Source organism: Rathayibacter sp. Leaf248 (assembly GCF_920939495.1).
Classification (GTDB): domain Bacteria; phylum Actinomycetota; class Actinomycetes; order Actinomycetales; family Microbacteriaceae; genus Rathayibacter; species Rathayibacter caricis.
Window position 1 is genome coordinate 369,230 of the sequence record NZ_CAKLAV010000002.1, and the last position, 25,925, is coordinate 395,154.

Sequence of the window (25,925 nt, forward strand, 5' to 3'; positions counted from 1 at the left end):
GGTCCTAGTCCGACAGGGTGATGATGGAGGCGCCGAGATCCGCGCCGCCGTAGGTGAACGCGTCGTCGAGGGAGACGAAGCGGACGAACTTGCCGATGAGCCCCTTGCAGGTGCCCTTGCACCCCGCGCCCGCATAGGTCTGGTTGTTCCAGCTCATGCCGGGGAAGTTCCAGCCGAGCACCTGGAAGGCGGCGAACCCCTTGATCGTGTACCAGCCGCTCGATCCGGTCCCGCCCTTGTCGGAGTAGACGGGGAGCAGCACCGTGGTGCCGCCGAGCTTTGCCAACTGGGTGGAGCAGCCCGGAGGCAGGCTGACTCCGGTGCTGCCGGAGACGGGAGCGGGCTTCGCGACGTCGACCTTGGCGCGGCAGGTGCCGAGGGGATCGTTGAGCCAGCCGAAGCCGCCCGGGAGCAGCTGCCCGGAGGGGCTCGTGGTCTGGCAGGCGGTGCCGCCGGAGTCGCCGTGCATGCTGATGACCTGCACGGCTCCGTCGAGTCGGAAGACGCACGGAGCGAAGGCGAGCGCCAGCGCGGCCTCGCCCGCCGCGGGACTGCCCCAGGACGAGGTGGCCGACTGCCCGACCTCGAGGGAGTCGATCCCGAAGACGGGAGCGAACACCGTCGCCAGGGATCCGGCGCCGGTCGTGCCGTCCTCGGCGGAGGTGGTGACGCGCACCGAGTTCGCGGTGGGGAAGGTCGTGACGGCGCCGGACGCTCCGTCGCCGGCATTGGCGTCGGCGTAGGTCGCGGCGAGGGCGACGGCCGCGGCCTTCACAGCGGCGGTGGTGCAGGGGTTCGCCGCGCAGCTCTGAGCCACGGCGAGGGCGGCGGCGTCGGCGCCGTTCTGCAGCTCGGCGCGCTCGAGGTTGAGTCGGGCGAGGTCGATCGCGAGGGCGGCGCAGCCGAGCACGACGACCATCGCGACGGCCACGATGATCGAGACCGCTCCGCGCTCGTCCGAGAGGCGCGCAGTCAGCCGCCGCATCGCATCGCCGCCTTCCCGGTCAGGGTGATGCCGTCGCCGAAGAGGCCGGTCATCAAGTGGTACTGGTAGCGGATGGTGGTCGTCCCGAGGGTGCCCACGGTGCAGGCGGTCGGCGAGACGGTGATCTGAGCGTCCGTGAGACCGGGGGACAGGTTGAAGGCCGCATTCTTGACGGCAGTTCTCGCCGTCGCCGGATTGTTGTGCAGCGCCATGCTTCTGGCGCCTTCTCGGGCCGCATTCGTGATGGTCGTCTGCGCGGTGAAAAGGAGGGAGAACTCCACTATTCCGACGAGGATGACCATGAGTATGGGGAGGAGTAAAGCGAATTCCAGGGCGACTGCGCCTGAGTCCTCGTGCAATCGGGAAGACATGACCTCACTCCGGGCAGAAGCGGAAGAGGAGGGGCGCCGCGGACGGCGCGGCACCCTTCCTCCGTCGGACCGGATCCGCCTTACGGGGTGTTGGTCGGGGTGGCGGTCGCCTTCGGCAGGTCGTTGCTGACGGTGGCGAAGATGCTGCCCAGCTGCGGGCCGAGGAAGACGACGACGCCGATGATCACGACGGCGATCAGGCCGACCAGCAGGCCGTACTCGACGGCGGTCGCACCCTTCTGCTCCTCGCGGAGGCGGTCCTTCGCGGTGGTGACGAGAGTCTGGAGAGTGATGAGGAGAGAGAGCATGGTGAACCTCCGAGATGGGGTGAGCGAGACCGGTTTACAAGGGGAGCAGGCAGTCGACGACCCAGTGTGAGACCGATCGTGCGATAGCCGGTGGTGCTGTCGCGGAGAAAGAGGAGCAGTCGGATCACGGGGGTGATCGAGAGCCCGCCGATATTCATTCGGCTGCATTCACTTCTGCGACATCACTGATGATAGAGAGAACGCCCGGTCCGTCTCGTACCCTTCCGGGGGACAAACCGACTGACGATACGTCCCTCCGCGTCAGACCGGGAGAGCGAGCACCAGCACGGCCCCGGCGAGCATCATCGGCCCGAAGGGCAGCGGCGTCCCCCGCCGTGCTCGGCCGGTCAGCAGGAGCACCGCCGCGGCCAGCGCGGCGAGGACGAATCCGGCGGCGGCGCCCAGGAGCAGCTCCGTCCAGCCGCGCGACGCGAGCATCGTGCCGATGACCGCCGCGAACTTGACGTCGCCCATCCCGAGGCCGCCCGGTGAGACGAGGGCGAGCACGAGGTAGACCGCGAACAGCGCCAGCCCGCCCAGCAGCGCGCGGAGCCCGTCCCCGGGCCGCCCGTCGACGAGGCTCGCGACCAGGACGAGCAGCCCTCCGAGGGCGATCGCGGGCACGACCAGCACGTTCGGCAGCAGATGGTGCCGCAGGTCGATCACCGAGAGGTGCACGCCCACGACGGTGAGCAGCACGAGCACGGCCAGCACGGCGCTCGGCCGGTTCGCGGAGGTGAGGGCCGCCGCGCCCAGGGCGCTCACCACTCCCGTCGCGATCGCCACGGCCGCCGACGAGCGTCCCGGCGGCAGCCCCCGCTCGACGCGGGCGAGGCGGCGGAGCGCCGCGTCGATCAGGGCGCCCGCGGCGAAGGCGACGACGGCCGCGATCACGACGAGGGCGGCGGAGGAGGGCATGCGCTCCATCCTGCACGCCACGCCGCCGGACACGGCGCATTCCCGGCTTGACGGCGCATACTCGCGGCGGCCGCGTGCGGGAGACCCCGCGGTCCGCCGGCGTTCACGTCGGCGAGCGGGAGAGCGAGACCGTTCCACCGCCACACGGGAGCCCCCTGGCGTGAGACCCCGGGGGGCTCCTCCACTTCCTCCCCGGGACCTCCGCCCCTCCTGCTCGGCAGAGCTACTTCACGGAGCCCTCGGTGAGCCCGCCCCGCCAGAAGCGCTGCAGCACGATCATCGCGATCGCCAGCGGGATGATCGACAGCAGCACGCCTCCGGTCGTCAGCTCGTAGAACTCGGGCAGGCGGTCGACCTGGCTGAGCCAGTTGTTGAGCCCCAGCGTGATCGGGAACAGCTCCGTGTCCGACAGCATCACGAGCGGCAGGAAGTAGTTGTTCCAGATGCCGACGAGCTGGAAGAGGAACACGGTGACCAGCGCCGGAGTCAGGATGCGCAGCCCCAGCGTGTGGAAGATCCGCAGCTCGCTCGCCCCGTCGATCCGCGCCGCCTCGATGACCGCGGTGTCGACCGTCGCCTGCGCGTAGATGCGGCAGAGGAAGAGCCCGAACGGCGAGACCAGCGAGGGGATCAGCACGCTCCAGTACGTGTTCGCGATGCCCATCTGGCTGAAGAGGAGGAACAGCGGCAGGGCTGTCGCGGTGCCGGGCACGAGCACTCCCGCGAGGATCGTGCCGAACACGAGCCGGTTGCCCCGGAACTCGTACTTCGCGAGCGCGTAGCCGCCGGCCGCCGCGAGGTACGTCGCGAGCAGGGCGCCGACTCCGGCGTAGAGCACCGAGTTCAAGAACCAGCGGACGAAGATGCCGCCGTCGTACGACAGCACCTGGCCGAGGTTGTCCCAGAGCGCGAACGTCGGCGCGAACCAGAAGCCGTAGGTGGCGAAGAGGTCCTCGGTGGTCTTCGTCGCCGCGACCACGACCCAGTAGACGGGGACGAGGAAGTAGACCGCGACGATCACGAGGATCGCCGTGACGATGATCGTGGAGGCGCGGTTGCGGCCGGCCGAGCGGTCGGGGCCACGACCCGCCTTGGCGGGCCGGTTCGCGGTGACGACTCCGGTCGTCGTGGGCTGCGCTTCGGTACGCGTCGCCTGGCTCATGAGGACTTCCTGTTCGAGATCGAGAGGAACGTGAAGGAGAGGACGAACGCGACGAGGGCGATCAGCACGGCCTGCGCGGCGGCGACGTTGTAGTCGTTGTAGGCGAAGGCGGTCGTGTACGCGCTGAGGTTCGGCGTGTACTGGCTGTCGATCGCGGGCGCCACGGTCTTGAGGACCTGCGCCTCGGCGAAGAGCTGCAGGGTGCCGATGATCGAGAAGATCGTGGTCAGCACGAGCGCCGGGCGGATGAGCGGCAGCTGGATGCTGCGCGCGACGCGGAACGTGGACGCTCCGTCGACCTTCGCCGCCTCGTACAGCTCGACCGGGATCGCCTTCAACTGGGCGACGATGATCAGCATGTTGTAGCCGGTGTAGCTCCACAGTGAGATGTTCGCGATCGACCACAGCACCGAGTCCGCGCCGAGGAAGTCGGGCTCGAGGCCGACCACGTTCGCCGCGTCGATGATCGGGCTGAGCCCCGGCACGTAGAGGAACGACCAGAGGATCGTCGCGATCACTCCGGGCACCCCGTAGGGGAGGAAGTAGGCCGCGCGGAAGAACCCGGGGAACCGGGCCGAGGCCGACTCGAGCATCAGCGCGAGCACGGTGCAGAGCGCGATCATCACCGGCACCTGGACGACGCCGAAGAGGAACATGCGCCCGATCGAGGCGAGGAAGTTGCCGTCGGCGAGGGCCTGCGCGTAGTTCCCGAACCCGGCGAACTCGGTCGTCACTCCGGCCTCGCCGAAGAGGCCCGAGCGGGTCACCTTCGTGAAGCTCGAGCCGATGGCCACGACGATCGGGATGATGAAGGTGAGGACGAACAGTACGAGGAACGGGGCGAGCAGGATCCACGGGGCGCGCCCCTGGGCTCCGCCGCGCTTGCGGTTCCGGGTGCCGCCGGTGGCCGCGATGGCGGCGGCGGCGGGGGAGGTCGTCGTGGTCATGCCGAGGCCTTCCTGATGCTGAGGCCCTTGTTCTGGAAGACCGTGATGATCTGCTGCTCCGCTTCGGCGACCGCGTCGACGAGAGTGGTGCCCGACGCCTTCCTTCGGAAGCCGTCGCTGAGGATGTTGAAGGACTGCTGGGTGACCGGCCACCAGGACCAGTCGGGGTTCTGCTCCTTCGCCGCGGGCACGAGGATCTCCTCGTTGTAGTTCTGGCCCGAGAAGAACTCGCTCGGTCCCTTGCGCGCGGTGCCGATCTCGCCGACGGCGGGCGACCAGCCGATGCCGCTGTTCGCGATCATCGCGTCGATGCCCTCCTGCGAGGTCGTCATCCACACCGCGAACTCGAGCGCCTCCTTCGGGTGCGCGCTGCTGGCGAAGACGGCCGCCGTGGATCCGCCGAGGAAGCTCGAGCCGAAGCCCGTGTCGCCCCAGACCGGCATGGGCGCCACCCGCCACTTGCCTGAGCCGCCGCTCACGCCCTGAATGAGCGCGTCACCCCAGCTGCCCGTCGTGCAGGAGGCGATGCCGCCCGTCGCCGCCGCCGCGAACCACGCGGGGGAGTAGGCGCCGTAGCCGGTCTCGACGAGGTCCTGATCGATCGCGGTGTCGAAGAAGGACGCGACCTGCGTCGTGGCCTCGTCGGTCATGTCGATGACCCAGCCGTCCTCCTCCGCCGTCAGCCACTGCGCGCCGGCCTGCGTGGCGAAGGCCGCGAAGACGGAGGCGTCGGCGAGCGGGAAGCAGTCGATGTAGGAGTCGGCGCCGCGCAGCTCCGTCGCGACCGCCGCCCAGTCGTCCCAGGTGCGCGGCGGCTCGGCTCCCACGCGCCCGAGCACCTCGGGCTGGTAGAAGAAGGCCATCGGACCGCTGTCCTGGGGGATCCCGTAGACGCCGCCGGTGTAGCTCACCTGCCCCCAGAGAGTGGGGTCGTAGAGGTCGGCGTAGTCGGCCGCGCCGTAGCGGTTGAGGTCGACCAGCCCGTTCACGAGCATGAACTCGGGCAGCGAGCGCATCTCGACCTGGCCCAGGTCCGGTCCGCCGCCGGCCGCGAGGGCCGAGTACAGCTTCTGGTAGCCGCCCGCGTTGCCGCCGGGGATCCAGACCGCGTCGACCTGGACGTCCGGGTGCGAGGCGTTCCAGACGTCGCAGACCTTCTGCAGGTCCTTCAGCCAGGCCCAGTACTGCAGGCGGATCGGTCCGCTGGCGGCCGGGATCGCCGGCGCGGTGTTGACCGAGGTGGTCCCCGGGGTGGCGCAGGCCGCCAGGGTCCCGAGTGCGGCCGTGCCGAGTCCGGCGGCCATGAGCTGTCTCCGTGTGAACGGCTTCACTGTCCCTCACTTCGTCGTGGATGGGTGCCGTGGAGGTCTCCCGGCCCGGTGGATCGGACGCTATCACAAATTCGAGTAGCCGCTCGAAATTGGTGGGGACGCGGCCGGAGCGCGCGCTACGCTGGCCGCCTGAGAGCGGTTCCCGCTCTCGTGACCAGCGGAGGAAGGCGTCGTGTCCGAGACCACCGAGCCCGTCCGCACCCGCCGTGGGCCCTACGCGAAGTCGGCTCAGCGGCGCCGCGCGATCATCGAGGCGGCCCACGCGGTCTTCGCCTCCCGCGGCTACGCGCGCGGCTCGCTGCAGGAGGTCGCCGACCGGGTGGGCCTCAGCCAGACCAGCCTCCTGCACTACTTCCCGACCAAGACCGACCTGCTGCTCGCGGTGCTCGAGCACCGCGACGCCATCACCGGCGACGGCTCGGCTCCGCCGGACCCCGACGAGAGCATGGTCGAGGGGATCCTGCGCCAGACCCGCTACAACGAGACGGCCCCCGGAGTGATCGAGCTCTACGCGGTGCTGTGCGGCGACTCGACGACGGCCGATCATCCGGGCCGCGAGTTCTTCGCCCGCCGCTTCCGGTCGCTCCGCCAGGGCTACGCCGACGACCTGCGCGCCCTGCAGGCCGAGGGGCGCCTGCGCGAGGGCGCCGACCCCGACCGGGTCGCGGCGTCGATCATCGCGCTGTGGGACGGCATCCAGCTGCAGTGGCTCCTCGAGCGCGACGCGGTCGACATGGTCGCGTGCCTGACGGACTACCTCGACCTGATGGTCCTGCCGCCCCGGTGACCAGGCCCTAGGCTCCGGGCATGGGGACGACCTGGAACGACACCGGCTGGATCTGGATCGGCTTCGCGCTCGTGACCGCGGGGCTCGCGGAGCAGAAGGGGCGCTCGCGCTGGCGCTGGTTCGTGCTGGGCCTGCTGCTCGGGCCGCTCGCGCTGGCGCTGGTCGTGATCTGGGCGAGGCCCGAGCCGGGAGTGGTCACGGACGTCCGCTGGAACTTCGCGATCGGAGCGGGGGTCGCGGCCGTCGCCCTGCTGATCCTGGCGGCGACGTCAAGCCTGTGGCTCCTGCTCGTCCCGGCGGCGCTCGCGGCGGTGATCGCGGGTCTGCTGGCCTGGCTCAGCCGGCGCGTGCCGTTCGAGCGCCTCCCGCGCTGACCCCGGCTCCCGCACTCGAGCCCCGACGACGAGACGGCCCGGTGCCGTCGAGACGTCCCGATGGAACGGGCTGTCTCGACGGTACCGGGCCGTCTCGTGCGTGGCCCGGCCTACGGCAGCAGGCGCGACGGGCCGCGGAAGAGGTAGGTGACCTCGCGCAGGTTCGCCTGGTGCAGCATCAGCATGATCACGCGCGAGAGGCCCATGCCGAATCCTCCGTGCGGCGGGACGCCGTAGCGGAAGAAGTCGAGGTAGAAGCCGAGCTCCTCGGGGTCGAGGCCCTTCTCGCGGGCCTGCTCGACCAGCACGTCGACGCGGTGCTCGCGCTGCGCCCCGGTCGAGATCTCGACGCCGTTGTAGATGAGGTCGTAGCTGTTGGTGATGGCCCCGTCGCCCTCGCGGCGCATGTGGTAGAACGGCCGGATGCTCGAGGCGTAGTCGGTCAGGAACACGAAGTCGTGCCCGAACTCCTCCTTCACGTAGGCCGCGATGCGGCGCTCGCCCTCGGGGTCCATGTCGTCGTCGGCGCGGGGCACCTCGTAGCCGCGCTCGGCGACGATGCGCTTGGCCTCGGCGAGCGGGATGCGCGGGAACGGGGTGGTGGGCACCTCGAGGTCGATGTCGAAGAGCGCCTTCACCTCGGCGCCGTGCTTCTCGACGACGGCGGTGAGGCCGGCGACCATCAGCTGCTCGTGCAGCTCCATGACGTCCTCGTGCGACTCGATCCACGAGACCTCGGAGTCGACGCTCGTGAACTCGGTCGCGTGACGGGAGGTGAAGCTCGGGTCGGCGCGGAAGGCCGGCCCGACCTCGAACACCTTGCCGAAGCCCGCGGGCTGCGCCATCTGCTTGAAGAACTGCGGGCTCTGCGCGAGGTACGCCTTGGTCTCGAAGTACTCGACCTCGAACAACTCGGCGCGAGACTCCGAGGCGCTCGCCATGAGCTTCGGGGTGTGGATCTCGATGAAGTCGTTGTCGATCCAGTAGGTGCGCAGCGCGTGCTCGAAGGTGGTCTGCACGCGGGCGATGAGGTTCTGCTCCGGGCGGCGGAGGTCGAGGAAGCGCCAGTCCATGCGCTTGTCGATGCCGGAGTCGGGCGCGATGGGCGCCTCGGGGATCGACGCGGCGACGATCTCGAGCGACTCGAGCTTCACCTCGATGCCGCCGAGCTTCACGCGCTCGTCGTGCTTGAGCTGACCCGTCACCGTGACGAAGGAGCCCTGGGCGAGGCCCGAGATCTCCTCGGTGATCGCGAGCTTCGCGGCGGCGACCTCGTCGCCCTCCTCCGCCTCGCGGACGGCGGGGTTCACCAGCTGCACGGCGCCGGACTCGTCGCGGAGGACCACGAACTGCACCTTCTTCTGGTCGCGCACGGTCTCGACCCAGCCGGACACGCGGACGGGTCCGTCCTCGAGCGCGGCGAGCTTCTTGACGGTGGTTCGGGGGAGGCGGGTCTCGTCGGTCACGGTAGGGGAGTCTACCCGCGGGGCGGCGCGGGGCCGAGGGCGCCGGGTAGCGTCGGAGCGTGAGCACCGCACTGATCACCGGAGCGTCCACCGGCATCGGAGCCGCCTTCGCGCGGGCGTTCGCGCGCCGCGGCTGGAGCCTCGTGCTCGTCTCGCGCGACGAGGCGCGGCTCGAGGAGGCGGCGACCGCGTTCCGCGGGGTCGGCGCCCCGCACGTCGAGGTGCTGCCGGCCGACCTGACCGATCGGGAGCAGGTGGAGCGGGTGCGGGCCCGGCTCGTCGATCCGGAGCGGCCCGTGCGCGTGCTGGTCAACAACTCCGGATTCGGGATCGACGGCGGCTTCTCGGAGCCGGACGTCGCCGCGCAGGACGCGGCGTTCGAGGTGATGGTCCGCTCGGTGGCCGTGCTCTCGGGGGCGGCCGCCGAGGTCATGCGCGCCCGGGGCCGCGGAGCGATCCTGACGGTCGCGAGCGTCGCGGGGTTCGTGCACCTGGGCCCCTACTCCGCGGTCAAGGCGTGGGCGACCGCGTTCACGCAGTCGCTCGCGGTGGAGCTCCGCGGCACGGGCGTGCGGGCGGCGGCCCTCTGCCCCGGCTGGGTGCGGACCGAGTTCCACGAGCGGGCGGCGATGGACACCTCCTCCATCCCCTCGTTCCTCTGGCTCGACGCCGATGCGGTGGTCGAGGAGTTCCTCCGCGACGTGGCGCGCGGGCAGGTCGTCTCGGTGCCGTCGTGGCGCTTCGGAGTGCCGGTCGCCGTGGTGAAGCACCTGCCGGACGCGCTGGTCCGACGGATCTCGGCGGCAGTGCTGGCCAGGCGGTGAGAGCACGGCGCTGAGCACCCGTTCAGCCCCCGCCCAGACCCGCTGTTCCCGGCGTTCCCCCACGCGGCGTTCCGTACACTTGACGCTCGTGGTTGCCGATCAGATCCATCTCGTGCGGCACGGCGAGGTGTTCAACCCCGACCGGGTCCTCTACGGGCGACTCCCGAACTTCCGGCTCTCGGAGCTGGGCCACCGCATGGCCCGCGCCGCGGCCGACGACCTGCTCGAGCGGCGCCGCCACGTGACGACGCTCGTCGCCTCTCCGCTCCAGCGCACGCAGGAGTCGGCCCAGCCGATCTCGCAGGCCTTCGAGCTCGAGATCACGAGCGATCCGCGCGTGATCGAGCCGAGCAACCGCTTCGAGGGCAAGTCCCTCGCCGCCCGCAGCTCGGCGCTGAAGAACCCGAAGCACTGGCCGTGGCTGCGCAATCCGTTCGAGCCCAGCTGGGGCGAGCCCTACCTCTCCATCTCGGCGCGGATGTACGCGGCGATCGAGGCGGCGTGGCAGAGCACCGTCGAGGGCGACGCGGTCATCGTCAGCCACCAGCTGCCGATCTGGACCGTGCACCGCGCCCTCGCGGGGGAGCGGCTCTTCCACGATCCGCGCAAGCGCCGGTGCGCGCTCTCGAGCATCACCACGATCGAGCGTCGGGGCGACGGCTTCGTCGAGGTCGGCTACTCCGACCCCGCCGCGGGCCTCCAGGGGCTCGCGACCGACGTGGGCGCCGTCTGATGCGGCGTCGCGTCGTCGCCGCCACGGCCCTCGCGCTCGTGGCCGGAGCCGTCCTCACGGGCTGCACCCAGGATCCGCTCGCCGACCAGTACCGCAGCGGCAGCAACAAGGGCTACATCTCGGGCGACGGGACCGTCACCGAGATCGCGGCAGCAGACCGAAGCGATCCGATCGTCTTCTCAGGCACCGACGAGAACGGCGAGGCGATCGACTCCGACGACCTCGCGGGCCGCGTCGTCGTCGTCAACTTCTGGTACGCCAGCTGCGCTCCGTGCCGTGCCGAGGCCGCCGACCTCGAGTCGGTGAACGCCGAGTTCGACGGCCAGGACGTCTCGTTCGTCGGCGTGAACGTGCGCGACCAGGCGCCCCAGGCCGCCGCCTTCGCGAAGACCTACGGCATCACCTACCCCTCCATCGTCGACGTCGACGGATCCGCGCAGCTCGCCTTCAGCGGCAAGGTCCCGCCGAACGCGGTGCCCACCACCCTCGTGCTCGACCGCGAGGGCCGCGTCGCCTCCCGGATCCTGGGTCAGCTGCAGGAGGCGTCGATCCTGTCGACCCTCGTCGGCGACACGCTCGCGGAAGAGGAGTAGCTCGGTGGGCGAGATCGTCATCAGCGGTCAGCTGCTCCTCGCGGTCCCGATCGCGCTGCTGGCCGGCCTGGTGTCGTTCGCGTCGCCGTGCGTGCTGCCGCTCGTGCCGGGCTATCTCGCGTACGTCGGCGGCTTCACGGACGCCGACGAGCGCCGCGCTCGCGGACGCAGCCGGGTGCTGCTGGGCGTGCTGCTCTTCGTGCTGGGCTTCTCGCTCGTGTTCGTGCTCTACGGAGCGGCCGCCGGGTCGATCGGGTTCTGGATGAGCCGCTACAGCGATGTCATCACCCGCGTCCTCGGCGTGGTCGTCATCACGATGGGCCTCGTGTTCGTCGGCCAGTTCTCGTTCCTCCAGCGGACCCTCCGCCCGAGCATCCGCCCCGCGACGGGCCTGATCGGAGCGCCGCTGCTGGGCATCGTGTTCGGCATCGGCTGGACGCCGTGCCTGGGCCCGACGCTGAGCTCGATCCTGGCGCTCGGACTCGGCGCCGGCTCGCCCTGGCGCGGAGCGCTGCTCGCGCTGATGTACTGCCTGGGCCTCGGCCTCCCGTTCCTCCTGGTCGCGTTCGGCTTCAGCTGGGTCACGTCGACCCTCGCGTTCGTCAAGCGCCACATCCGCGCGATCAACATCATCGGCGGGGTCGCCCTCGTGGTCATCGGCCTGCTGATGGTCACCGGCGTCTGGAACGCCCTCGTCTACGGAGCCCTCGGCGAGGTGATCTATGGCTTCCAGCCCGCGATCTGATCGCAGCGACGTCGACGCGCAGAAGCGCGCCGACGCGAACTTCCGCCCGTCCGACCACTTCGACTCCGACGCCGAGACGATCACGCAGCCCAAGCTCGGCTTGGTCGGCTGGCTGCGCTGGATGTGGCGCCAGCTGACGAGCATGCGCACCGCGCTGTTCCTCCTCCTGCTGCTGGCCATCGCGGCGGTCCCCGGCTCGCTCGTGCCGCAGCGCTCCTCCGACCCCAACGGCGTCACCCAGTACTTCATCGACAACCCCGATCTGGCGCCGCTGCTCGACAGCGTGCAGGCCTTCGACACCTACACGTCGTCCTGGTTCTCGAGCATCTACCTGCTGCTGTTCGTCTCGCTCATCGGCTGCATCATCCCGCGCACGAAGCACCACTTCGAGGCGATGCGGTCGCGTCCGCCGAAGACGCCGGTGCGCCTGCAGCGCCTCGCGGGCTACACCGTGCGTGACGTCGAGGGGGCGACGACGGAGGAGGCGATCGCCTCCGGGCACGCCGTGCTGCGCCGCGCGGGCTACCGCGTCGAGCGCTACGACGACCCGCGCGGGCGCTGGAGCAGCGTGTCGGCCGAGCGCGGCTACCTCCGCGAGACCGGCAACCTGGTGTTCCACTCCGCGCTCGTCGGGATCCTCGTCGCCGTCGGCATCGGCGGCGGCTTCGGCTACAGCGGGCAGCGCGTGCTCGTCGAGGGCGGTCAGGGCTTCGCGAACAACCTGGCGGCCTACGACTCGTTCAACCCGGGGCGCTTCTTCGACAGCTCGCAGCTCGACCCGTACCAGCTGACGCTCGACGGCCTCGACGTGGAGTACGTGACCGAGCGGGGCGAGGCGTTCGGTCAGCCGATCGACTTCACCGCGAACGTCACGACGACGCAGCGCGGCGGCGGCACCGAGGAGCGGACCGTGAAGGTCAACGAGCCGCTCGCGGTCGGCGGCACCAACGTCTACCTGCTCGGCAACGGCTACGCGCCGACGATCACGGTGCGCGATCCCTCCGGTACCGCGATCTTCACCGACTCGGTGCCGTTCCTGCCGCAGGACGCGAACCTGACGTCGGTCGGCGTCGTCAAGGTCCCGGACGGCCTCGCCGAGCAGATCGGCATGACCGGCTTCTTCTACCCCACGCAGGACGAGCTCCAGACGGGCGCCTCGACGTCGATCTTCCCGGACCTGCAGTACCCCGTGCTCTCGCTCAACGTCTTCTCGGGCGACCTGGGCCTGGACGCCGGGGTGCCCACCTCGGTCTACGTGCTGAACACCGACTCGCTCACCCGCCTCACCGGCGGTGACACCGGCGTCGCCCCGCTGACGCTCAAGCCGGGCGAGACCGCGCAGCTGCCGAACGGCCTGGGCTCCGTGACCTTCGACAACGTCGGAGCCGACCCGGACGTCGTCGGCACCGACAGCGTGCGCCGGTTCGCCTCGTTCGACATCCACCACGACGCGACCCAGGGCTGGGTCCTCCTGTTCGCGATCCTCGTGCTCGCCGGGCTGCTGACCTCCCTGTTCGTGCCCCGACGACGGGTCTGGATCAAGGCGACGCCCGCCGAGGACGGCTCGCTGCGCCTCGAGTACGCGGGGCTCGCGCGCGGTGAGGATCCGCAGCTCGTGCGCGCGGTCCGCACCGTCGCCGACCGGCACGCACCGCTCGACTGAACCCCGCGGATCCGCCGAACCTGTGCATCCGTGCAGGGGTGGTTCCGAGCAGCGTCGCCTATCCTTGTCCGGTGATCGAGACCCTCTCCCAGTACTCGGTGCTGACCCTGTCCTCCGCGATGGGCGTCTACGCCCTCGCCTTCATCTTCTTCGCGATCGACCTGGCGCGCCGGTCCTCGCTGGCCGACGGTGAGGCGCTCGGAGTCGTGCAGGAGGCCGAGCGGGTCGCGTCCGTCGCCGCCGCGGACAAGGCCGCCAGCGGCAAGGCCACCGTCGCCGCCGGCACGGGTCGCCCCACCGCGACGCTCTCGCGGCTCGGCAGCCGCGTCGAGGACGAGGTCTACAACGCCCCCGCCCGGTCGAAGACGATGCGCATCGGGCTCTCGCTCACGCTCCTGGCCTTCGTCCTGCACGCCGCCGCCGCGGTCCTGCGCGGAGTGGCCGCCGGTCGGGTGCCGTGGGCCAACATGTACGAGTTCTCGCTCACGGGCACGCTCATCATCATCGGCGTGTTCCTCGCGGTGCAGCTGCGCTGGGACCTGCGCTTCCTCGGAGCGTTCATCACCGGTCTCGTGCTGGTGCTGCTGGGCATCGCGACGGTCAACTACTACGTGGCCGTCGTGCCGCTCCCGCCGGCCCTGCAGTCGTACTGGCTCGTCATCCACGTGCTCGTGGCGATCCTCGGCACCGCGTTCTTCGCGCTCGGCTTCGCGCTGTCGGTCACCCAGCTGCTGCAGGCCCGCCACGAGGGGGCGGAGGAGAACCCGCGCTCCGTCCTCCGGTTCCTGAAGACCCTGCCCAGCGCGCTCACGCTCGAGAACCTCGCCTACCGCGTCACGATCATCGGCTTCATCCTCTGGACCTTCACCCTGATCGCCGGCGCCGTCTGGGCCGAGAAGGCGTGGGGCCGCTACTGGGGCTGGGACACCAAGGAGGTCTGGACGTTCATCATCTGGACCATCTACGCCGGCTACATCCACGCCCGCGCGACCCGAGGCTGGCGCGGCACCCCGTCGGCGTGGCTCGCGATCATCGGCTTCGCGGCCGTGATGTTCAACTTCGGCGTGGTGAACGTGTTCTTCAAGGGGCTCCACGCGTACTCCGGCCTCGACACCGGAATGTAGTCGGCGGGCGCCGGCGGGGCCGCTCGCGGCGTTGTCGTCGGGGCTCGTAGCGCCGCTACGCGCCCCTCCTCCGCCTTGCGATCGACCCCACCGGCACCCGCCGACGGGCGGGCAGCAGAACGAAGGCCGAGAGCCCCGGATCACCGCACGTCTGCGGATCCGGAGCTCTCGGCCTTCACTGTGCGGGCGTCAGGCGTTCGAGACGATGACGTCGATCAGGTGCGGCGCGAATGGCTCGTCGAGCGCGAGCACGAAACGGATGCGGGAGCCCTCGGGGTGCACGTCGCGGTAGATGCCGCGGAGGTCCGGGAGGGTCTGCCCGCGACCCGGGCCCCAGGTGGCGTCGACCTCGACCGGGACGGTCGGGGCGGAGGCGATGCCGATCGCGTCGAGGGCGATGGCGGCGGCCATCGGGTCGTGCATCGCGGCGGTGCGCTCGCCGAAGTGGCCCACATAGAAGTCGAAGTAGTAGTCGAGGGCCTCGCCGATCGCCTCGGCGAGCGGGTCGCCGGAGTCGAGCAGGATCGCGCGGTGCTCCTGGCTCATCAGGTGCTTCATCGTGACGTCGAGCGGCACGAGGGTGAGGTCCCAGTCGGCGGCGACCACCTCGGCCGCCGCGGCCGGGTCGTGCCAGATGTTCGCCTCGGCGACGGCGCTGATGTTGCCGGGCACGAGTGCGGCTCCGCCCATGACGGTGACGGAGTGCAGCAGCCCCGGCAGCTCCGGGTGCCTGCGCAGCGCGAGGGCGATGTTGGTGAGGGGTCCGACAGCGATCAGCCGCAGTTCGCCCTCGTGCTCGCGGGCGAGCCGGAGGAGGAGGTCGGCCGGGTCCTCGTCGACCGGGCTGCCGCCGTCGGGGAGCTCGACGCCTCCGATGCCGTTGTCCCCGTGCACGTGCGGGGCGCCGCCGGCGTAGGGCTCCTCGAGGAAGTCGTGCGCGCCGACGGCGACCGGAACACCGGTGCGGCCCGCGAGCGCGAGCAGTCCCAGCGTGTTCACGGCGGCCTGGCGCGCATCCGTGTTGCCGCTGACGGTGCTGATGCCGACGAGGTCGGCGCGCGGAGAGCGGAGCAGGTAGGCGAGGGCGAGGGAGTCGTCGATGCCGGTGTCGCAGTCGAGGAAGACGGGAACGGTCGGTGCGGTCACGGGACTCCGATGCTCGAGGGGGAGGGGTGCGCCGCGGGCATCGGCGACCGGGCGGGGTCCATCATGCCGCAGTGCACCACTCGGTTCACACCGGGGGCGCCGCGATCCGCTCTCGAGCGAGGGCCAGCGCGCGGACGACGTGCCCGGACCAGCGCCGGAGCGAGGCGGGATCCTCGGCGAGCGGAGGGACGGAGACCCACTCCTTCAGCGGCCGCCGCCCCATCACGACCGGCTCGGCCGCGCCCGCCTCGACCAGGTCGAGCATCTCCTGCCGGGTCAGCTTGACGATCAGGTGCTCGTCGTGGCCGAGGAAGCACACGATCGTGCCCTGGAAGCGGATCGCGGGGGCGCCGAACATGGTCGCGATGTCGACGCCGTCGATCCCGCTCGCCTCGATCAGGTCCTCGAGGAGCGCCCGCCGACGCTCGATCCCGCTGTCCGTGCCCATGCGGTGAGGGTAGCGCCGGGCCGGTGCCCGGCCCAGGTCTCAGAGCAGGGCGTGCGCCGAGCGGAGGCGGTCGCGCCACCAGGCGAGGCGCTCGGGAGCGACGGCACGGCGCTCGAGGAGGGCCTCCGACACCTCGACCCGCTCGACCGGGATCGACCCGTCGACCGGTCGCAGCGGCCGCTCGGTGACGTCGGCGGCGAGGAGGGAGGCGGTGCCGAGACCGCAGTCGTAGGGCAGCTCGGGCAGCGCGGCGGCCAGGGCGGCGCCCATCGCGAGGCCGACGGAGCTGTCGAGGGCGCTCGAGACGACGGCCGGCAGCCCAGCCTCGGCCGTGATCGCCAGGGCCCGGTGCACGCCGCCGAGCGGCTGCGCCTTCACCACGAGCAGGTCCGCGGCTCCCGCCCGGGCGACGGCGAGCGGATCGGCTGCCTTGCGCACGCTCTCGTCGGCCGCGATCGGGATGCCCATGTACTTCACCCGCTTCCGCAGCTGCGCGAGCTCGTCGACGCTCGCGCACGGCTGCTCGACGTACTCGAGGTCGTACTCGGCGAGTGCGTGCACCGCGTGCTCGGCCTCGTCCACGTTCCAGCCGCCGTTCGCGTCCACGCGGATCCGCCCCTCCGGCCCGAGGACCCGGCGCACCTCGGCGACGCGCGCGACGTCGTCGGCGAGCGTCTGCCCGCGCTCGGCGACCTTCACCTTGGCCGTCCGGCAGCCGTGGTAGCTCGCGAGGATCGCCGCGACCTCGTCCACCCGGACGGCGGGCACGGTCGCGTTCACCGGGATGCGGTCGCGCAGCGGCGTCGGCAGCGGGTTCCAGCCGTAGTCGAGTGCTGCGCGGAGCCAGGCGGCCGACTCCTCCGGTCCGTACTCGAGGAACGGCGAGAACTCCGTCCAGCCCTCCGGGCCGCGCACCAGCGCGATCTCGCGGTGGTCGACTCCGCGGAACCGCGTCAGCAGGGGCAGCGCGACGACGCGCAGGCCCGCGTCGACCTCGTCGAGGGAGGGGTGAGCGGAGGGGGGCACGACGTCGTCCATGCCGCCATCATCCTCCGGGCCGGCCGCGCGGACGCCCGGATCGCGCGGCTCCCGTGCGATCTTCAGGGCGTGCAAAACTGGCGGGGTCTGCCGCTCGACACCCGGAGGAACGCGATGAGCCAGGTCCCGATGAGCCCGGTCCCGACGAACCCGCCGCCGTTCCCTCCCGCCGCACCGCCCCAGCGCGCGCCGCTGGGCGCCGGCGCCTGGACCGCGCTGGCGGTCAGCGCGGTGGTCGGTTTGGTCTACACCGGCGTGCTCGGAACGCTGCTCGCGCTCGGCATCGGCGCGGCCCTCGACACCGCGGAGTCGGCGACCACGAGCGCTCCCGCCCCGGGCGGCGCCGAGGGCCCGTTCGGGGAGGACCCCTTCGAGGACCCCTTCGGCGAGGACCCTCTCGGCGAGGACCCGGGCGACGCGTCCGATCCCCTCTACGGCTACCCCGGCTACGAGGACGGCGACGCCGCCGACGTGCTCGACCAGCCCTCCGCCGAGGAGGCGCTCGCCCTCTCGGAGGAGGCCGTCGCCGCGGTCGAGGCCGCCCTGATCGGCGAGTGGGACTCGGCCGACGACGAGTACTACGAGCGGTCCGAGAACCTCTACGGCGGTCCCTCCCTCCTCTACGACTACCTCTCGGCCACCGGCTACGCCGCCGCCGACCTCTCGACGGACACCGACAAGCAGGCCGTCGTCGACCGCTTCACCGCGACGCTCGCGCCGCTCGGCTTCGACACCGTCGACGTCGCCGACTCGCCGTCGGAGTGGGCCCGCGTCGGCTACGAGCTCGACGACGCCGTCGACGACGCGGAGGCGAGGGCGAGCCTCTGGATCGTCACGGCGTCCTCGACGCAGCGCGACGTGCCGGCCGTCGAACTCGGCCTCGTCGACCTCGACTCCGACCCCTCCGGCGCCGTGGAGCGGATGCTGGACGACGTCGGCCTCGAGCCGCCGACGCAGGGGGCGTTCCTCGCCGGCTATGCGAACAGCCTCCTCGAGGAGGGCGACCGCGACGAGTTCACCGCCCGCATGGAGGAGTTCGGCGGGGTGGCGACGGCCTGATCCGAGGCGCCGGTATCCGCATCCGCCCGCCCCCGCAAGCCCAGGTCCGCCGCAGGCGTGCCGCCTAGCGTGAGGGCATGGCGGAACCCCGAGCGACCAGGCCCCTGCGCGACTACGCGGCGATCGGTGACGGGAGGACGGTCGCCCTGATCGCGCGGGACGGCAGCGTCGACTGGATGCCGGTGCCCGACCTCGGCTCGACCCCCGCGTTCGCCGCGCTGATCGACCCGGAGTCCGGCGGCTGCGTCGAGCTGCGGCCCGAGGATCCCGCGGAGGTCACCCGCCGCTACCTGCAGGACACGAACGTCCTCGAGACCACCTTCACGACCGAGAAGGGCTCGGTCACGGTCACCGACGCCCTCGTGACCGGCATCGCGGGCCGCCTCCCGTGGGCCGAGCTCGCCCGCCGGGTCGACGGCGTGACGGGGGAGGTGCGGATGCACTGGGCCGTCCGTCCCGGCACCGGCCTCGGCACGGTCTCGCCGTGGATCCAGAACGCCGACGGCCGCTCCCTGATCCGCGCGGGCGACATCACGATCGGCGTCACCGGTCAGGAGCACGGACCGGACGGCGACGACGCCCCCTCCGGAGCGGGCGACGAGCTCACCGGGTCCTTCACCGTCTCGGGCGGGAAGAAGCCCAGCCGCCACGTCCTCGTGGTCTCGGCCACCCATGACGAGCCGCTGCACTTCCCCGACGCGCACAACGTCGACCGGGGCATCGACCGGACGATCCGCAGCTGGCGCGCCTGGTCGGAGGAGTTCTCCTACGACGGCCCGTGGGCCGACGCCGTGCAGCGCAGCGCCCTCGCGCTGAAGCTGCTGATCTACTCGCCCACCGGTGCCATCGCGGCCGCGGCGACGACCTCGCTCCCGGAGTCGCCCAACGGCGGCAAGAACTGGGACTACCGCTTCGCCTGGGTGCGCGACGCCGCCTACACCGCGCACGCGCTCGTCCGCTTCGGACTGCGGGAGGAGACGCACGCGGCGCTGTCGTGGCTCCTGCGCACGATCAAGGAGCACGGGCCGGACCTGCACATCTTCTACGGCCTCGACGGGTCCCTTCCCTCCGGAGTGACGGAGTACGACGTGCCCGGTTGGGCCGGCATCGGACCGGTCGTCTCGGGCAACGGCGCGCAGGACCAGCTGCAGCTCGGCGTCTTCGGCGACCTCTTCGACATCTGCCGCATCTACGTCGACTCGGGCAACGTGCTCGACATCCAGACCGGCCGCCTGCTCTCGCGCGTCGCCGACACCACCTGCGACCTCTGGCGCAACCGCGACGCGGGCATGTGGGAGCTCAAGGAGGAGCAGCACTACACGTCCTCCAAGATGGGCTGCTGGCAGGCGCTCGACGCCGCCGTCCACCTCGCCGAGCTCGGCCAGATCCCGGGCAGCCCCGACCGCTGGCGCTTCGAGCGCGACCGCCTGCGCGAGTGGATCGAGGAGCGCTGCTGGTCCGACGAGCTCGGCTCGTACGTGATGTACCCGGGCTCCTCGGAGCTCGACGCCTCGGTGCTGCTGCACGCTCCGAGCGGGTACGAGCGCGGCGAGCGGATGATCTCGACGATCGACGCCCTGGTGGGCGAGCTCGGCCGCGGCGCGCTGATGTTCCGCTACTCCGGGATGGAGGGCGAGGAGCATCCGTTCGTCGCCTGCTCGTTCTGGCTGGCGTCGGCGCTCGCCTGCGTCGGGCGGCACGACGAGGCGATCGCGCTGATGGACGAGCTGGTCGCCACCATGCCCAACGACGTCGGCATCATGTCCGAGATGGTCGCGACCGACGATCTGGCCTTCTGGGGCAACCTCCCGCAGGGACTCAGCCACCTGGCGCTCGTCAACGCGGCGATCACGATCGAGGAGCTCGCACCCGAGAAGGTCGGGTCGAGGAAGCCCGGGGCCAGGAAGCCCGGGAGCGGCAAGAGGAGGAGTTCATGAGCGAGCTGACTGCGCGGCTGTTCCGCGACACGAGGGCGATCCTGGTCGAGAGCCTGTTCTGGCTCGACGGCCGCCTGCTGTGGTGCGACATCTCGACCGGCACGATCCACGCGAGCGCGATCGACGGTGCGGTCGACGGCTCCGACGACCTGGTCGTGGCCGTGGAGGCACCGCTGGGATCCTTCCAGCCGGCGCGCGGGGGCGGCTTCGTCGCGGCCCTGGGCGACCGGATCGTGCTGCTCGACGACGCCTTCGCGATCGAGCGCGAGCTCGCTCCGATCGAGCACCTGCACGCCGGCCTCCGGATGAACGAGGGCAAGTGCGACCCCTCCGGGCGCTTCGTCGCGGGCTCGATGAACCTCACCACGGAGGAGCAGGACGGCGCGCTCTACCGCATCGACGCCTCCGGGCGCCTCGAGACGCTGCTCGGCGGCTTCGGAGTGGCGAACGGATTCGACTGGTCCGACGACGGCGCGACCTTCTACTTCACCGACACGAGCGTCTCGACCGTCTTCCGCTGCTCCTACGGCGACGAGCTCGGCGAACCCGAGCCGTTCCTCGTCGGCCGCTCGTTCGACGGACTCGCCCTCGACGTCGACGGCTGCTTCTGGACCGGCGCGAACGGCGAGAGCGCCGTGCTGCGCTGGAGCCCCGAGGGGGAGCTCCTCGACGAGATCGCGATCCCCGCGCCGAACGTGACCGGGCTGGGCTTCGGCGGCGCAGACCTCTCGACGCTGTTCGTCGGCACCGCGCGCGAGAAGCTCGAGGAGCAGCAGCTCGTCGACTCCCCGCTCTCGGGCGGCGTCTTCGCGATCGACACCCCCACGCGCGGTAGACCTGTGGAGGTGTTCGGCGCAAGTCGTTGAGCGGCTCGGGCGGGGGAGCGTAGACCGGAGGCATGGACTTAGGAATCACCGGACGCACCGCCCTCGTCACCGGAGCGGACTCCGGCATCGGACTCGCCACCGCGACGCTCCTCCTCGCGGAGGGGGCGACCGTCGTGATCTCGGACCGCGACCAGGAGAAGCTCGACGCCGCAGCCGCAGGGCTCGACGCACCGGAGGGACGCCTGTACGCCTTCGCCGCCGACGTCACGAGCATCGAGGAGCACGCCGCTCTCCACGCGAAGGTCGCCGAGGCCGTCGGAGAGATCGACATCCTCGTGCAGAGCGCCGGAGTGACCGGCGCCCAGGGTCTCTTCCACGAGATCGACGACGAGGGCTGGACCAGCACCCTCGAGACCGACCTGCTCGGGCCGGTCCGGCTGGTGCGCGAGTTCCTCCCTGACCTGCGTCACGGAGGATGGGGGCGCCTCGTGCTCGTCGCCTCCGAGGACGCGGTGCAGCCCTACGACGACGAGCTGCCGTACTGCGCCGCGAAGGCCGGCGTGCTCGCCCTCGCCAAGGGCCTCTCGCGCTCGTACGCCCTCGAGGGCCTGCTCGTGAACGCGGTCTCGCCCGCGTTCATCCGGAGCCCCATGACCGACGCCATGATGCAGAAGCGCGCGGAGCAGCGCGGCACGTCGACCGACGAGGCGATCTCGTCGTTCCTCGACGAGGAGCGGCCGTACATGGAGCTCAAGCGCCGCGGCGAGACCGACGAGGTCGCCGCCGTGATCGCGTTCCTCTGCTCCGACCGCGCCTCGTTCGTGAACGGGTCGAACTACCGGGTCGACTCCGGATCCGTCGCCACGATCTGGGCCGTCCTGCGCGCCCGGAGTCAACCCCCCTTCGCTCCCGGCCCCCGTCCGGGCACCGTCCAGCCACAGCAGTCACACTCGATGGAGGGGATCACCCCGACACCGTCAAGAGAAAGGAATGGTCCATGACCACCACCCTCGAACGCCACGTCGAAGCCCCCGCCGGCTCCGGAGCCAAGACCAGCCGTCGTCAGAACGCCGAGAAGGGCTTCAAGGCCTCGAAGGAGCTGCTCGACAGCCTCCAGATCGTCCTCGTCGACCTGATCGAGCTCCACGTGCAGGGCAAGCAGGCGCACTGGAACGTCGTCGGCAAGAACTTCCGCGACCTGCACCTGCAGCTCGACGAGATCATCGAGGCCGCGCGCGAGTTCAGCGACGACATCGCCGAGCGCATGCGCGCGTTGCACGGGATCCCGGACGGCCGCAGCGACACCGTCGCGGCGACCACCACGCTGCCCGAGTACCCGCACGGCGAGATCGACACCGCCGAGACGGTCGACCTCGTCACCATCCGCCTCGAGAACACCGCCGCCACCATGCGCGAGGTGCACGACCAGGTGGACGAGGAGGACCCGACCAGCGCGGACCTCCTGCACGCGATCATCCAGAGCCTGGAGCAGTTCGCCTGGATGGTGTCGGCCGAGAACCGCCGCACCTCCACCGCGAAGTAGCACTCCGCAGCACTGACGACAGAGGGACCCCGCGCATCGCGGGGTCCCTCTTCGCGTGCGGCCGGGCTCTGGTCTCGATACGCCGCCTGCGGCGGCTACTCGACCAGCAAGGGTGCTGATCGAGGAGCGCGCGTCTCGAGATCCACGTCTTGCTGGCCCCGGCGTCCGCTCGGCCCGCGACAGTAGGGTCGAGGGCATGAGCACGCAGGTTTCCGAGCTGTTCGACGCGAGCCGGTGGGAGCCGGTGCGCGGCTTCGACGCTCTCGAGGACATCACCTACCACCACGACCGCACCGGGCGCATCGCCCGCGTCGCCTTCGACCGCCCGGAGGTGCGCAACGCGTTCCGGCCGCGCACGGTCGACGAGCTCTACAACGCCCTCGAGGACGCGCGGATCAACCCGCGCATCGGCGTCGTGATCCTCACCGGCAACGGCCCGAGCCCGAAGGACGGCGGCTGGGCGTTCTGCTCCGGCGGCGACCAGCGCATCCGGGGGCGCGACGGCTACCGCTACTCCGACGGCGAGACGGCCGAGGGGATCGACGCGGCGCGCTCGGGCCGCCTGCACATCCTCGAGGTGCAGCGCCTCATCCGTTTCATGCCCAAGGTCGTCCTCGCGGCGGTCCCCGGCTGGGCGGCGGGCGGCGGCCACTCCTTGCACGTGGTCTGCGACCTCACGATCGCGTCGGCCGAGCACGGCCGCTTCAAGCAGACGGACGCCGACGTCGGGTCGTTCGACGCCGGCTACGGCTCGGCGTACTTCGCCCGCCAGATCGGGCAGAAGGCCGCCCGCGAGGTGTTCTTCCTCGCCCGCGAGTACTCGGCGCAGCGCGCCTACGAGATGGGCGCGGTGAACGCGGTCGTGCCGCACGCCGAGCTCGAGACGACGGCGCTGGAGTGGGCCGAGACGATCCTGACAAAGTCGCCCACCGCCATCCGCATGCTCAAGTACGCCTTCAACGCGGTCGACGACGGACTCGTCGGCCAGCAGCTGTTCGCCGGCGAGACGACGCGTCTCGCCTACGGCACCGACGAGGCCGTCGAGGGCCGCGACTCCTTCCTCGAGAAGCGCGATCCCGACTGGTCGCCGTTCCCGTGGCAGTTCTGAGCGCATGACCCGGGAGCTGATCGCGGTCGACTCCGCTCCGGAGTGGGTGCTGATCGCCCTGCGCGCCGCCCTCGACGGCAGCGGCCCGGCGATCCGCGTCGCCGCGCCCGGAGCGTCCGGAGCCCTCGCCGCGGTGGTCCCGCAGCGCGTGGCCGTCGTGGTCGAGACCTCCGGCTCCTCCGGTCCGCCCAAGCGCGTCGCTCTCGCGACCGGGGCGCTGCTGACCAGCGCCGCCGCCACCCTCGCCGAGCTCGGCGGCCCGGGCCGCTGGCTGCTGTGCCTGCCCACGCACTACATCGCCGGCGTGCAGGTGCTCGTGCGCTCGATCACCGCCGACGCCGATCCCGTCGTGCTGCCGGACGGGCACTTCGATCCGCTCGCGTTCCTGGCGCTCGCCCGGACGATGCCGGCGGGTGAGCGCCGGTACTCCTCCCTCGTGCCCGTGCAGCTCGCGCGGCTGCTCGACGCGGCGGAGGCGGATTCGGCCGAGGCTGCGACCCTCCGCTCCTTCGACGCGCTGCTGATCGGCGGACAGGCGGCGCCGCGACCTCTGCGCGAGCGTGCCGCCGCGCTGGGCGTGAAGGTCCGCCTGACCTACGGATCGAGCGAGACCGCGGGCGGCTGCGTCTACGACGGGTCGCCGCTGCGCGACGTGCGCGTCCGGATCGACGACGGCCAGGTGCTGCTCGGCGGCCCGACCCTCGCCGAGGGCTACCTCGACGCCGACGGCGGGTTCGACCTCGACCGCACCGCCTCCGCCTTCAGCAGCGTCGCGGGGGAGCGCTGGTACCGGACGGGCGACGCGGGCGAGCTGGTCGACGGTCGACTCCGCGTCACCGGCCGCCTCGACCGCGTGATCGTCTCGGGCGGGGAGAAGGTCTCGCTCGACGCGGTCGAGAAGGTGCTGCGCGACGGCCCCGTCCCCGACGCGGTCGTCGTGCGCCGGGCCGACGCCGAGTGGGGCGAGGTGCCGGTCGTCGTGACCGCCGCGGCTCCCGTCCCCGTGCTCGCCGAGGTCAGGGCGGTCGTGCGGGAGGCTCTCGGCCGGGCCGCTCAGCCCGTCGCGATCGTCCGCGTGGAGACCGTGCCGCTGCTCGCCTCCGGCAAGCCGGACCGCCGTGCGCTGGAGGGCCTCGCCGCGACCGCGGACTGAGGCGTCTCGGTAGGATTCCCTCCGTGTCGAGTACGAGTCGCAAGAAGAAGCCGCAGGCGAAGCCCCGGAGCGGCCGTCCGGGCGGCAACCCGCAGAAGGTCCAGGTGGCGCCGGCCGGCGCGCGCGAGTGGATCGCCGGAGCGCGCCTGCGCACCCTGCCGCTCGCGATCGCTCCCGTGCTCATCGGCACCGGAGCGACGCAGGTCACCGACGAGGGCTGGCACTGGGTGCGCGCCCTGCTCTGCCTCGCCGTCTCGCTCGCCCTGCAGATCGGCGTGAACTACGCGAACGACTACTCCGACGGCGTGCGCGGCACCGATGCGAACCGCGTCGGCCCCTCGCGCCTCACCGGGTCCGGAGCCGCGAAGCCGAAGCACGTGCTGACGGTCGCACTCGTCTTCTTCGGCCTCGCCGCCCTCGCGGGCCTCGTGCTGACCGTGCTCTCGGGCCACTGGTGGTTCCTGCTCGTCGGCGCCGCCGCGATCGCCGCCGGCTGGTTCTACACCGGCGGACGCCGCCCCTACGGCTATCTCGGACTCGGCGACGTCTTCGTCTTCGTCTTCTTCGGCCTCGTCGCCACCGTCGGCACGACCTTCGTGCAGATCGGCCGCACCAACCAGGAGTCGTGGCTCGGCGCGGTCGCCGCGGGCCTCTTCGCCTGCGCGGTCCTGATGGTCAACAACATCCGCGACATCCCGACCGACCGCGCGTCGGGCAAGCGCACGCTCGCCGTGATCGTGGGGCCAACCGTCGCCCGTGCGCTCTACAGCGCGTTCGTGCTGGTGCCGTTCGGCATCTCGGTGATCCTGGCGCTGTTCTACCCGCTCGCGTGGCTCACGCTGTTCGTGCTGCTCGCGATCCTGCCGGCGATCCTCATCACCCTGACGGCGCGCACGGCGAAGGAGCTGATCCTGGCGCTGCAGCTGACGAGCCTGGGCGGGCTCGCGTACGCGGCGATCCTGGCGGCGGCGCTCGCGTTCTGAGGCGCTGCGCCGGCGTTCGTCGCTTCTAGCGCTCCTCGCGCGAGCGGTCGACGGCGGCGTCCTCGATGTCGTCGTCGGTCGGGGCGCGCGGCACGTCCTTGCGGCGCTCGTAGATCGCCTGCGCGATGGTCTCGCGGGGCTTGCGCAGCACGATGTACGACAGCGACATGCTCGCGACGGCGGCGATCACTCCCGCGGTCACCGCGGCGGTGAGATCGGAGTCGAGGAACGTGCGCGCCGGCAGGTACACCAGCACGAAGACACCGGCGAACATCGCCAGACGCAGGAGCGAGTAGACGACGACGGCGCGGCTGAGTTTCACCGGGACAGTGTACGTCGGGCCCCTGCGCGA

28 protein-coding genes are annotated in these 25,925 nt (G+C 71.4%); 16 read left to right on the forward strand and 12 right to left on the reverse strand.

Annotated features, from left to right (window positions below):
* Positions 1-4: 4 nt before the first annotated feature.
* The 7 genes from LRG51_RS14750 to LRG51_RS14780 all read right to left on the reverse strand — a co-directional run bounded on the left by LRG51_RS14750 (position 5) and on the right by LRG51_RS14780 (position 6,022).
* Entirely contained in the window at positions 5-985 is a 981-nt protein-coding gene (locus tag LRG51_RS14750) for a pilus assembly protein TadG-related protein (RefSeq protein ID WP_055790427.1), read from the reverse strand.
* Positions 973-1,356 (reverse strand): TadE/TadG family type IV pilus assembly protein, encoded by a 384-nt coding sequence (locus LRG51_RS14755; RefSeq protein ID WP_055790430.1) that lies wholly within the window; start codon positions 1,354-1,356, stop codon positions 973-975. The genes LRG51_RS14750 and LRG51_RS14755 overlap by 13 nt, the downstream gene beginning before the upstream one ends.
* An 80-nt stretch (positions 1,357-1,436) precedes the next feature.
* Positions 1,437-1,664 (reverse strand): Flp family type IVb pilin, encoded by a 228-nt coding sequence (locus tag LRG51_RS14760; RefSeq protein ID WP_055790433.1) that lies wholly within the window; start codon positions 1,662-1,664, stop codon positions 1,437-1,439.
* Positions 1,665-1,925: 261 nt separating this feature from the next.
* A complete protein-coding gene (locus tag LRG51_RS14765) occupies positions 1,926-2,582 on the reverse strand; it encodes a prepilin peptidase (protein WP_230673379.1) in 657 nt (218 codons plus the stop codon).
* A gap of 223 nt (positions 2,583-2,805) precedes the next feature.
* On the reverse strand, positions 2,806-3,744 hold the full coding sequence (locus tag LRG51_RS14770) for a carbohydrate ABC transporter permease (protein WP_055790439.1): 939 nt from the start codon (positions 3,742-3,744) through the stop codon (positions 2,806-2,808).
* Complete coding sequence (locus LRG51_RS14775; RefSeq protein WP_055790442.1) at positions 3,741-4,691, reverse strand: carbohydrate ABC transporter permease; 951 nt, start codon at positions 4,689-4,691, stop codon at positions 3,741-3,743. Before LRG51_RS14775 ends, LRG51_RS14770 begins: the two co-directional genes overlap by 4 nt.
* Positions 4,688-6,022, reverse strand: a complete 1,335-nt coding sequence (locus LRG51_RS14780) for an ABC transporter substrate-binding protein (protein WP_055790444.1) — start codon at positions 6,020-6,022, stop codon at positions 4,688-4,690. Before LRG51_RS14780 ends, LRG51_RS14775 begins: the two co-directional genes overlap by 4 nt.
* Positions 6,023-6,194: 172 nt before the next feature.
* Between LRG51_RS14780 and LRG51_RS14785 the strand changes: the two genes are divergently transcribed.
* Together LRG51_RS14785 and LRG51_RS14790 are read left to right on the forward strand one after the other, a co-directional pair.
* Positions 6,195-6,809 (forward strand): TetR/AcrR family transcriptional regulator, encoded by a 615-nt coding sequence (locus LRG51_RS14785; protein ID WP_055790447.1) that lies wholly within the window; start codon positions 6,195-6,197, stop codon positions 6,807-6,809.
* Positions 6,810-6,829: 20 nt separating this feature from the next.
* Positions 6,830-7,183 (forward strand): hypothetical protein, encoded by a 354-nt coding sequence (locus LRG51_RS14790; RefSeq protein ID WP_055790450.1) that lies wholly within the window; start codon positions 6,830-6,832, stop codon positions 7,181-7,183.
* Between the two features lie 110 nt (positions 7,184-7,293).
* Here the strand turns inward: LRG51_RS14790 and aspS are convergent, their stop codons facing one another.
* The gene (gene aspS / locus LRG51_RS14795) at positions 7,294-8,649 is read right to left on the reverse strand and encodes an aspartate--tRNA(Asn) ligase (protein ID WP_055790453.1); all 1,356 of its coding nucleotides are present in this window, start codon (positions 8,647-8,649) and stop codon (positions 7,294-7,296) included.
* Between the two features lie 59 nt (positions 8,650-8,708).
* Between aspS and LRG51_RS14800 the strand changes: the two genes are divergently transcribed.
* From LRG51_RS14800 to ccsB, 6 genes are all read left to right on the forward strand, one after another.
* Complete coding sequence (locus tag LRG51_RS14800; protein ID WP_055790456.1) at positions 8,709-9,473, forward strand: SDR family NAD(P)-dependent oxidoreductase; 765 nt, start codon at positions 8,709-8,711, stop codon at positions 9,471-9,473.
* An 88-nt stretch (positions 9,474-9,561) separates the two neighbouring features.
* Entirely contained in the window at positions 9,562-10,206 is a 645-nt protein-coding gene (locus LRG51_RS14805; RefSeq protein WP_107573442.1) for a histidine phosphatase family protein, read from the forward strand.
* Positions 10,206-10,799 carry a TlpA family protein disulfide reductase gene (locus LRG51_RS14810; protein ID WP_230673382.1) on the forward strand — a complete coding sequence of 198 codons (594 nt, stop codon included), beginning with the start codon at positions 10,206-10,208 and terminating at the stop codon, positions 10,797-10,799. The genes LRG51_RS14805 and LRG51_RS14810 overlap by 1 nt, the downstream gene beginning before the upstream one ends.
* A gap of 4 nt (positions 10,800-10,803) precedes the next feature.
* Positions 10,804-11,544, forward strand: a complete 741-nt coding sequence (locus tag LRG51_RS14815; RefSeq protein ID WP_230673384.1) for a cytochrome c biogenesis CcdA family protein — start codon at positions 10,804-10,806, stop codon at positions 11,542-11,544.
* Positions 11,522-13,207, forward strand: a complete 1,686-nt coding sequence (resB, locus tag LRG51_RS14820) for a cytochrome c biogenesis protein ResB (protein WP_230673386.1) — start codon at positions 11,522-11,524, stop codon at positions 13,205-13,207. Before LRG51_RS14815 ends, resB begins: the two co-directional genes overlap by 23 nt.
* 71 nt (positions 13,208-13,278) lie before the next feature.
* A complete protein-coding gene (gene ccsB, locus LRG51_RS14825; RefSeq protein WP_230673388.1) occupies positions 13,279-14,331 on the forward strand; it encodes a c-type cytochrome biogenesis protein CcsB in 1,053 nt (350 codons plus the stop codon).
* Between the two features lie 189 nt (positions 14,332-14,520).
* Here ccsB and LRG51_RS14830 read toward each other — a convergent pair whose 3' ends face one another.
* The 3 genes from LRG51_RS14830 to LRG51_RS14840 all read right to left on the reverse strand — a co-directional run bounded on the left by LRG51_RS14830 (position 14,521) and on the right by LRG51_RS14840 (position 16,963).
* A complete protein-coding gene (locus tag LRG51_RS14830) occupies positions 14,521-15,477 on the reverse strand; it encodes a nucleoside hydrolase (protein WP_230673390.1) in 957 nt (318 codons plus the stop codon).
* 85 nt (positions 15,478-15,562) lie between these two features.
* Positions 15,563-15,925: a TfoX/Sxy family protein gene (locus tag LRG51_RS14835; protein ID WP_230673392.1), complete on the reverse strand. Its 363-nt coding sequence runs from the start codon at positions 15,923-15,925 to the stop codon at positions 15,563-15,565.
* A gap of 39 nt (positions 15,926-15,964) precedes the next feature.
* The gene (locus LRG51_RS14840; RefSeq protein ID WP_107573437.1) at positions 15,965-16,963 is read right to left on the reverse strand and encodes an o-succinylbenzoate synthase; all 999 of its coding nucleotides are present in this window, start codon (positions 16,961-16,963) and stop codon (positions 15,965-15,967) included.
* Between the two features lie 114 nt (positions 16,964-17,077).
* Here LRG51_RS14840 and LRG51_RS14845 point away from each other — a divergent pair, with 114 nt between their 5' ends.
* The 8 genes from LRG51_RS14845 to LRG51_RS14880 all read left to right on the forward strand — a co-directional run bounded on the left by LRG51_RS14845 (position 17,078) and on the right by LRG51_RS14880 (position 25,573).
* Positions 17,078-18,022, forward strand: coding sequence for a hypothetical protein (locus LRG51_RS14845; protein ID WP_230673394.1), 945 nt, complete (start codon positions 17,078-17,080; stop codon positions 18,020-18,022).
* 77 nt (positions 18,023-18,099) lie between these two features.
* A complete protein-coding gene (locus LRG51_RS14850) occupies positions 18,100-19,959 on the forward strand; it encodes a glycoside hydrolase family 15 protein (protein ID WP_230673396.1) in 1,860 nt (619 codons plus the stop codon).
* The gene (locus LRG51_RS14855; RefSeq protein WP_230673398.1) at positions 19,956-20,825 is read left to right on the forward strand and encodes an SMP-30/gluconolactonase/LRE family protein; all 870 of its coding nucleotides are present in this window, start codon (positions 19,956-19,958) and stop codon (positions 20,823-20,825) included. Before LRG51_RS14850 ends, LRG51_RS14855 begins: the two co-directional genes overlap by 4 nt.
* Positions 20,826-20,857: 32 nt before the next feature.
* The gene (locus LRG51_RS14860) at positions 20,858-21,787 is read left to right on the forward strand and encodes an SDR family NAD(P)-dependent oxidoreductase (RefSeq protein ID WP_230673400.1); all 930 of its coding nucleotides are present in this window, start codon (positions 20,858-20,860) and stop codon (positions 21,785-21,787) included.
* Positions 21,784-22,329, forward strand: coding sequence for a Dps family protein (locus LRG51_RS14865; protein WP_055790487.1), 546 nt, complete (start codon positions 21,784-21,786; stop codon positions 22,327-22,329). The genes LRG51_RS14860 and LRG51_RS14865 overlap by 4 nt, the downstream gene beginning before the upstream one ends.
* A gap of 196 nt (positions 22,330-22,525) precedes the next feature.
* Positions 22,526-23,437: a 1,4-dihydroxy-2-naphthoyl-CoA synthase gene (locus tag LRG51_RS14870; protein ID WP_056868076.1), complete on the forward strand. Its 912-nt coding sequence runs from the start codon at positions 22,526-22,528 to the stop codon at positions 23,435-23,437.
* Between the two features lie 4 nt (positions 23,438-23,441).
* Positions 23,442-24,590, forward strand: coding sequence for an AMP-binding protein (locus tag LRG51_RS14875; protein ID WP_230673402.1), 1,149 nt, complete (start codon positions 23,442-23,444; stop codon positions 24,588-24,590).
* A gap of 23 nt (positions 24,591-24,613) precedes the next feature.
* A complete protein-coding gene (locus LRG51_RS14880; RefSeq protein WP_056868074.1) occupies positions 24,614-25,573 on the forward strand; it encodes a 1,4-dihydroxy-2-naphthoate polyprenyltransferase in 960 nt (319 codons plus the stop codon).
* Between the two features lie 25 nt (positions 25,574-25,598).
* Here the strand turns inward: LRG51_RS14880 and LRG51_RS14885 are convergent, their stop codons facing one another.
* The gene (locus LRG51_RS14885; RefSeq protein WP_055790499.1) at positions 25,599-25,895 is read right to left on the reverse strand and encodes a DUF4229 domain-containing protein; all 297 of its coding nucleotides are present in this window, start codon (positions 25,893-25,895) and stop codon (positions 25,599-25,601) included.
* Positions 25,896-25,925 lie beyond the last annotated feature (30 nt).

What these genes read in the sequence shown, in the direction of transcription:
- LRG51_RS14750 (WP_055790427.1), bottom strand. Translation starts at nt 985, where the DNA reads ATGCGGCGGCTGACTGCGCGCCTCTCGGACGAGCGCGGAGCGGTCTCG.
- LRG51_RS14755 (WP_055790430.1), bottom strand. Translation starts at nt 1,356, where the DNA reads ATGTCTTCCCGATTGCACGAGGACTCAGGCGCAGTCGCCCTGGAATTC.
- LRG51_RS14760 (WP_055790433.1), bottom strand. Translation starts at nt 1,664, where the DNA reads ATGCTCTCTCTCCTCATCACTCTCCAGACTCTCGTCACCACCGCGAAG.
- LRG51_RS14765 (WP_230673379.1), bottom strand. Translation starts at nt 2,582, where the DNA reads ATGCCCTCCTCCGCCGCCCTCGTCGTGATCGCGGCCGTCGTCGCCTTC.
- LRG51_RS14770 (WP_055790439.1), bottom strand. Translation starts at nt 3,744, where the DNA reads ATGAGCCAGGCGACGCGTACCGAAGCGCAGCCCACGACGACCGGAGTC.
- LRG51_RS14775 (WP_055790442.1), bottom strand. Translation starts at nt 4,691, where the DNA reads ATGACCACGACGACCTCCCCCGCCGCCGCCGCCATCGCGGCCACCGGC.
- LRG51_RS14790 (WP_055790450.1), top strand. Translation starts at nt 6,830, where the DNA reads ATGGGGACGACCTGGAACGACACCGGCTGGATCTGGATCGGCTTCGCG.
- LRG51_RS14810 (WP_230673382.1), top strand. Translation starts at nt 10,206, where the DNA reads ATGCGGCGTCGCGTCGTCGCCGCCACGGCCCTCGCGCTCGTGGCCGGA.
- resB (WP_230673386.1), top strand. Translation starts at nt 11,522, where the DNA reads ATGGCTTCCAGCCCGCGATCTGATCGCAGCGACGTCGACGCGCAGAAG.
- LRG51_RS14835 (WP_230673392.1), bottom strand. Translation starts at nt 15,925, where the DNA reads ATGGGCACGGACAGCGGGATCGAGCGTCGGCGGGCGCTCCTCGAGGAC.
- LRG51_RS14840 (WP_107573437.1), bottom strand. Translation starts at nt 16,963, where the DNA reads ATGGACGACGTCGTGCCCCCCTCCGCTCACCCCTCCCTCGACGAGGTC.
- LRG51_RS14845 (WP_230673394.1), top strand. Translation starts at nt 17,078, where the DNA reads ATGAGCCAGGTCCCGATGAGCCCGGTCCCGACGAACCCGCCGCCGTTC.
- LRG51_RS14850 (WP_230673396.1), top strand. Translation starts at nt 18,100, where the DNA reads ATGGCGGAACCCCGAGCGACCAGGCCCCTGCGCGACTACGCGGCGATC.
- LRG51_RS14855 (WP_230673398.1), top strand. Translation starts at nt 19,956, where the DNA reads ATGAGCGAGCTGACTGCGCGGCTGTTCCGCGACACGAGGGCGATCCTG.
- LRG51_RS14860 (WP_230673400.1), top strand. Translation starts at nt 20,858, where the DNA reads ATGGACTTAGGAATCACCGGACGCACCGCCCTCGTCACCGGAGCGGAC.
- LRG51_RS14865 (WP_055790487.1), top strand. Translation starts at nt 21,784, where the DNA reads ATGACCACCACCCTCGAACGCCACGTCGAAGCCCCCGCCGGCTCCGGA.
- LRG51_RS14870 (WP_056868076.1), top strand. Translation starts at nt 22,526, where the DNA reads ATGAGCACGCAGGTTTCCGAGCTGTTCGACGCGAGCCGGTGGGAGCCG.
- LRG51_RS14875 (WP_230673402.1), top strand. Translation starts at nt 23,442, where the DNA reads ATGACCCGGGAGCTGATCGCGGTCGACTCCGCTCCGGAGTGGGTGCTG.